At 70.5% G+C, this 6,104-nt stretch carries 6 protein-coding genes and 1 pseudogene; all 7 read left to right on the plus strand.

What is annotated here, in order from left to right; translation table 11 throughout:
- On the plus strand, positions 1 to 261 hold a 261-nt coding region (locus K8V11_RS11790), incomplete at its 5' end, for an SIS domain-containing protein (protein WP_369693076.1).
- Positions 262 to 308: 47 nt separating this feature from the next.
- Positions 309 to 1,892 (plus strand): bifunctional ADP-dependent NAD(P)H-hydrate dehydratase/NAD(P)H-hydrate epimerase, encoded by a 1,584-nt coding sequence (locus tag K8V11_RS11795; RefSeq protein WP_303914435.1) that lies wholly within the window; start codon positions 309 to 311, stop codon positions 1,890 to 1,892.
- A 6-nt stretch (positions 1,893 to 1,898) separates the two neighbouring features.
- Entirely contained in the window at positions 1,899 to 3,098 is a 1,200-nt protein-coding gene (gene alr, locus K8V11_RS11800; protein ID WP_303914437.1) for an alanine racemase, read from the plus strand.
- Between the two features lie 200 nt (positions 3,099 to 3,298).
- Positions 3,299 to 4,492, plus strand: a complete 1,194-nt coding sequence (locus K8V11_RS11805; RefSeq protein WP_303914439.1) for an alpha/beta fold hydrolase — start codon at positions 3,299 to 3,301, stop codon at positions 4,490 to 4,492.
- Between the two features lie 65 nt (positions 4,493 to 4,557).
- Positions 4,558 to 5,067, plus strand: coding sequence for a tRNA (adenosine(37)-N6)-threonylcarbamoyltransferase complex ATPase subunit type 1 TsaE (locus tag K8V11_RS11810; RefSeq protein ID WP_303914442.1), 510 nt, complete (start codon positions 4,558 to 4,560; stop codon positions 5,065 to 5,067).
- 11 nt (positions 5,068 to 5,078) lie between these two features.
- Entirely contained in the window at positions 5,079 to 5,864 is a 786-nt protein-coding gene (gene tsaB, locus K8V11_RS11815) for a tRNA (adenosine(37)-N6)-threonylcarbamoyltransferase complex dimerization subunit type 1 TsaB (RefSeq protein WP_303914446.1), read from the plus strand.
- Positions 5,861 to 6,104: pseudogene (locus tag K8V11_RS11820) on the plus strand (ribosomal-protein-alanine N-acetyltransferase); the annotation flags it as partial. The gene tsaB and the pseudogene K8V11_RS11820, both read left to right, overlap by 4 nt.

Below are 6,104 nucleotides of genomic sequence, written 5' to 3' on the forward strand. Positions count from 1 at the left end.
TCGCTGCTGCATTCGAAGCTCATCTCCAACATCCAGGAGATCAAGGCTCGCGGCGCGCGCACCATCATCATCTCCGCCGAGGGGGACGAGGTCGTCAAGCCGTTCGCCGACTACCTCATCGAGATCCCGGAAACCACGACGCTGCTGCAGCCGCTGCTGTCGACGATCCCGTACCAGGCGTTCGCCGCCGAGGTCGCCGCCGCGCGCGGATACGACGTCGACAAGCCGCGTAACCTCGCGAAGTCCGTCACCGTCGAGTAGAACGCACGCCCCCGCAACGTAGGGGAGACGCTAGGAGCGCGAGGACCATGACCCACCGAGACGACTTCCGCGCGTACTACGCGGCCGACATCCGCAGCGCCGAGGCGCCCGTCATCGACGCAGCGCCCACCGACGCGGTGATGCGGAGGGCGGCGTGGGCAGTCGCGGACGTCGCGCGCACCGTCGTGCGTGCGCAGGAGGTTATCGGTGACGGCGCAGGCCACATCTACGGGGCGAGCGCGGCCGGCCTGATCGGCGCCGGCGATAACGGTGGGGACGGGCTCTACGCCCTCGCCGACCTCGCACACAGCGGGATGGCCGTCCACGCGATCCTCCTCGCCCCGGACCGCGCGCACTCACGCGCCCTCGCGGCGCTGCGTCGCGCCGGAGGGCGGGTGCACGAACCCGCAGGTGCCGAGGCGATCGAGGAGCGCCTGCGCCGGCTACGGCCCGACGTCGCGCTCGACGCAATCGTCGGCCTCGGCGCCAGCGGGCCGCCGAGAGAAATGGCCGGGCACGCTGCAGGAATCCTCGAGGAGCTGCGGACTCCGGTAGTCGCCGTCGACATCCCCTCTGGAATCGACCCCGACACCGGCGTGCGCCACCCCGGCGCCATCCGCCCGTCGGCGACCGTTACTTTCGGCCTCTTTCGCCGCGCCCACCTGCTTGCCTCCACCGACTGCGGCGCGCTCGAACTCGCCGACATCGGCATCGGCGCCCCGGCGGACGACCGCGGCCGGCCGGTCGAGACGCTCACGAGCATCGGCACTGCCACCGCCGGCGCGCTGTGGCCCGTCCCCGGCGTCTCGGACAACAAGTATTCGGGCGGCGTGGTCGCGATCCGCGCGGGTTCGCAGCGCTTCCCGGGCGCCGCCGTGCTCGCCTCCCACGCGGCCGTGATGTCCACGAGCGCCATGGTCCGCTACGTCGGCCCGTGCCGCGAACAGGTGCTCACCGACCGTCCCGAAATCGTCGCCTCCTCCGTCGTCACAAATGCGGGGCGCGCCCAGGCATGGGTGGCCGGGCCGGGCATGGGGACGGGGCCGGAGACCGCGCAGGAACTCGCGTGGATCCTCTCCCAGGACGTGCCGGTGGTGCTCGACGCCGACGCGCTGCGCGTGCTCGCCGAGCACCCGTCGATCCTGCGGCGACGGGAGGCGCCGCTCGTTCTCACGCCGCACGCCGGCGAGTTCGACGCCCTCGCGCAGACCTTCGCGCCGGCGCACGCGGGCCTTCTCGCCGGGGACCGTGCGGGGGCGGTGCGCGGGCTTGTCACCGAACTCGACTCGCGCGGGGTCAACGCGACGGTGCTCCTCAAGGGCAGAATCACGCTTATCGACGACGGACGAACCGCGTTCGCCCAGGACGCCGGCACCTCGTGGTCCGCGACCCCGGGGTCCGGCGACGTCCTCGCCGGCATGATCGGCGCGATTCTCGCAGCGCGGGAGGGACCGGGAGCGCTTTCGACGGCCGAGGTCCCGCGGGCCGTGGCGATCGCGCAGGTCGTCCATTCGGTTGCAGCGCGGCTCGCTGCGGAGGAATTCGGGCGCCCCGGATCGCCGATCGGCGCATCCGATCTGCTCGGCGCGATCGGTGAAGCTGTGGCGAAGGTGCGCGCAGTGGCAGGATAAGGGGTTATGACAACAATCGTGCCCGCCGCCGGTTCCACCGCCCCGATCCCCGCAGGGCCCGCGCGCGTGGACATCGACCTGCCTGCGATCGCGCACAACACCGAGATCCTCGCGGCCAAGGCGCCCGATGCCGAGGTGATGGCCGTGGTCAAGGCCGACGGCTACGGTCACGGCGCTCCCGCAGTCGCGCGTACGGCGTTGGAGGCCGGCGCGACCTCGCTCGGCGTCACCACCCTCGCCGAGGCCGTCGCGCTGCGGCAGGTCGGTATTTCCGCCCCGATACTCGCATGGCTGTACTCGGCGGGCGACGACGTTTCGGGCGCCATTCACGCAGGTATCGACATCGCCGTGCCCAGCCCCGAGCACCTCGACGCCGTCCTCGCGGGGGCACGCAAGTCGGGTGTGCGTGCGAGGGTCACCCCGAAACTCGACACCGGCCTCGGCCGCTCGGGCATCATGCCGCCGCACTGGGAGCAGACGTTCGCCCGCCTCGCGGACGCCGAGCGCGAGGGAATCGCCGAGGTCACAGGCCTGATGGCGCATTTCGCCAACGCCGATTCCCCGGGCGATCCGGTGATCGACTCGCAGGTCACCGCCCTGCACGAGGCCGTCGCGCAGGCGCGGTCGATGGGACTGGAATGCCCGCGCAACCACCATTCGAACTCCGCGGGCACGCTTACCCGCGGCTCGGACGGCTTCGAGATCGTGCGTCCGGGGATCGCGCTGTACGGGCTGAGCCCCATCGAGGGCGAGGACTTCGGGCTTCGTCCGGCGATGACGTTTTCCGCCGAGGTCCTCATGGTCAAGGACGTGCCCGCGGGGCAGGGGATCAGCTACGGACACTCGTGGATTGCGCCCCGGGACACCGTTGTCGCGCTCGTCGCGGCCGGCTACGCCGACGGTGTCTGGAGACTTTTATCCAACAATTTCGATGTGCAGCTGCGTGGGGAGCGTTACGCTCAGGTCGGGCGTGTGTGCATGGACCAATTCGTCGTCGAACTCGGTCCGCGAACGGCATCTGGAGCGGTGCCCGGCGGGGTCCGGGAAGGCGACAGGGCCGTGATGTTCGGGGATCCCGCCCGGGGAGCCCCGCATGCCGGTGACTGGGCGAACAAGCTCGGCACCATCCACTATGAGGTTGTGTGCGCGGCCCGCGGGCGAGCAGCCCGCTACGTACACACGAACTCGCTCCAGGGGGAGGAGTAACGCACATGGTGCGAATGGACGCTCCGCGACAGGCGCGGGCATCGACGATGGATGCGGGAACCGAGGGCGTGGGTTGTCGTCGTTTCTTCTCGCGAGGCTCGAAGGGGGCACGCGAAGAGAACCGAGGGAGAATGCCAATGGATCCGGAAAGCGACACATTGTGGGGATCCGTGCGTGCGAAGATGCCCAGCCTTCCGCGCATGCCCATCCCGCGGGGAATGCGCCCGCACCTGCCACGCACGGAAGTCGATCGCGCCGAGGCGGACAGCGATTTCCATCCGCCGATGTCCTCGGGCGTCGTCGCGGGGGTGAGCGCGCTGTTGGTGTCCGCGGCGAGCCAGCTGCCGGACCTACTTCCCCTGCGTTCCTACGATGCCCACGAGGGCGAGCCGGTGTGGGACATCGGCTCCGACCGCGGTGAGATCGTCGCCGCGTCCGACGGAAACCCGCTTGGCGTGCGCGAGGTCGGCCCCCTCGACGCCGAGCTCACCGTGATCTTCGTCCACGGATTCACCCTGTCCATGGACTCCTTCCATTTCCAGTCCACGGGACTGAAGGAAAAGTACGGCTCCGATATACGGATGGTGTTCTATGATCAGCGCGGGCACGGGCTTTCCGGCCGAGCCGATCGCCGGACCTACAAGATCTCCCAGCTCGCCGAGGACCTCTACAACGTCATCGGCTCCGTGGCGCGGACCGGGCCGGTCGTGCTCGTCGGCCACTCCATGGGCGGGATGACAGTTCTCAAATTCGCCGAAATGTACCCCGATTTCGTGCGGGAGCGGCTCGCCGGCGTAACCCTCCTCGCCGCGGCCGCGGAAAAGCTGCCCGACGCGGGGCTTGCCGCGATCCTCGACAACCCACTCATCACCTCGGTGGCGTGGTCGGCGGAGAAGACCCCAGGTATTTATCACAGCGGTCGCCGCGCCCTCGGCATGATCATCGAGCCACTCATCAAGGCCGGCGCGTTCGGCAATCCGACGATTGTCGGCAAGACGATCGTAGATTTCACCAACAACCTCATCGGGTGCGCCGACGTCGAGGTCATGGCCGGTTTCGTCGAGGCGCTGGTGACGCTCGAAGCGAAGGGCGCGTACCCGAACCTCGCGGATGTCCCCGTGTCCATCGTGTGCGGCGACGCCGACCTGCTGACCCCGGTGAATCGCTCGATCGAGATGTCGCGCGGCATGTCGAACGCCCGCTTCGTCGTCGTTCCCGGCTCCGGGCACATGGTGCAGCTCGAGGCCATCGAGATCACCAACGACGAGATCGCCTACGTGCTCGACAGCGCCTTCGAATCCGTCGGGATCGAGCGCGAGCACGCCAGCACGGTGTGGACGCGCACGGAGAACGGCACGGACAGCATTAACGACGTGCGCCGCAGCGAACATTGAGCGGGCAGGCACCAACAGAATCCTCGTCAGGCGAGCGAGGCTTCCCCGAGCAAGGCAGCCGGGAGTTGGCGGACCTCGACCAGACCCATGCGCTCGGCAGGGAACTCGGTGCCGCGCTCGGCGCAGGCGACGTGGTCATACTCACCGGCCCGCTGGGCGCGGGAAAGACCTCGCTGACCCAGGGACTCGCCGAGTCGCTGGCGGTGTCGGGGCGCGTGACCTCCCCGACGTTTCAGCTCGCCCGACGTCATAAACCGACCGAACCGGGCCGGCCGGGCCTCGTCCACGTCGACGCGTACCGGCTGCGCGCGGACGAGGACCTCGAAACGAGCACCGACGGCGTCGCGACGAAGCCGTCGAATCCGCACGCGCTGGCCGACGAACTCGAATCGCTCGACCTCGACCAGTTCCTCGATACGGACGTCGTTGTCATCGAATGGGGGGAGGGGCTCGGCGAGATGCTCACCGAGCGGCCGTGGCTCGTGCGCCTCGAGCGCAACGACGCCGCCGATACCCGCACCGCCCGGTGGGTTCGCGGCCCCGAGGGTTTCCCGCCCGGCCCCGCCGCCGAGTAGCCTGTGTACCCGTGATCGTCGTCGCCCTGGATACCGCCACCTCCGCCGTCACGAGCGGAGTCGTTCGACTCGACCCGTCGGGTGAGGACGGGGCACGGCCTGCCGAGCTCGCCGCGACGTACACGCTCGATCCGCGCGCGCATGCCGAGCTGCTCATCCCGCAGCTCGTCGGTTGCCTACACGCGGCCGGGCTCGACGCCGGGGACGTCGACGCGGTCGTCGTCGGCTGCGGGCCCGGCCCGTTCACCGGGCTGCGCGTGGGCATGGCGACCGCTGCCGGATACGCAGACGCGCTCGGGGTGCCGTGCCATCCCGTCGTCACGCTCGACGCCATCGCCACCACGGCACGCTGGGCGCTCACCGATGCCGGCGACGCAGCAGCCGCCGCGGCTCCGCTTCTCGTGGTCACCGACGCCCGCCGCCGGGAGGCCTACTACGCCGCCTATGACGCCGGAGGTGCCCGCACCCAAGGCCCCGCCGTGCTCGCGGCGCGCGACATTTCCTCGCCGGTCGCTGCGGATGGGACCGCGGCACTCGCCTGCGGGGACCCGGGACGTCTCGCAGAGCTGGCGCCGGGCCCGACGATCAGCGAGGACCTCCAGTCGTTCCCGGCCGTGTCGGCGCTCGTGGCTCGCGCAGCCGCGCCGCTGCTCTCCGGTGCCGCGCCGGCCCCGCTCGAGCCTCTCTACCTGCGGCGCCCCGACGCCGTGGAACCCAAGCCGCGCCCGATCTCCCCGGCGCTCACCGGCCGCGACGCCGACGCAGGTAACGGCACCGACTTGGGTGGGCGGCGATGAGCGAGCCCTCGATCGCCGCCTTCGCGCCCGGCGACTCCGGCGAAGCCGCCGCGCTCGAGCGCGTGCTGTTCCCACGCCAGGACCCGTGGAGTGAGGCCCAGTTTCGCGACACCCTCGGCCAGGAGCACGTGCGGATGTGGGCCGCGCGCGTCGGCGACCGTCTCGCCGGCTACGCCGCCCTCGGCGCCTTCGGCCCGGCCGGCGACCGCGAGTTCGAGGTGTTCAACATCGCCGTCGACC

Origin of the sequence: Dietzia timorensis (assembly GCF_020742175.1) — a bacterium.
GTDB lineage: Bacteria > Actinomycetota > Actinomycetes > Mycobacteriales > Mycobacteriaceae > Dietzia > Dietzia timorensis_A.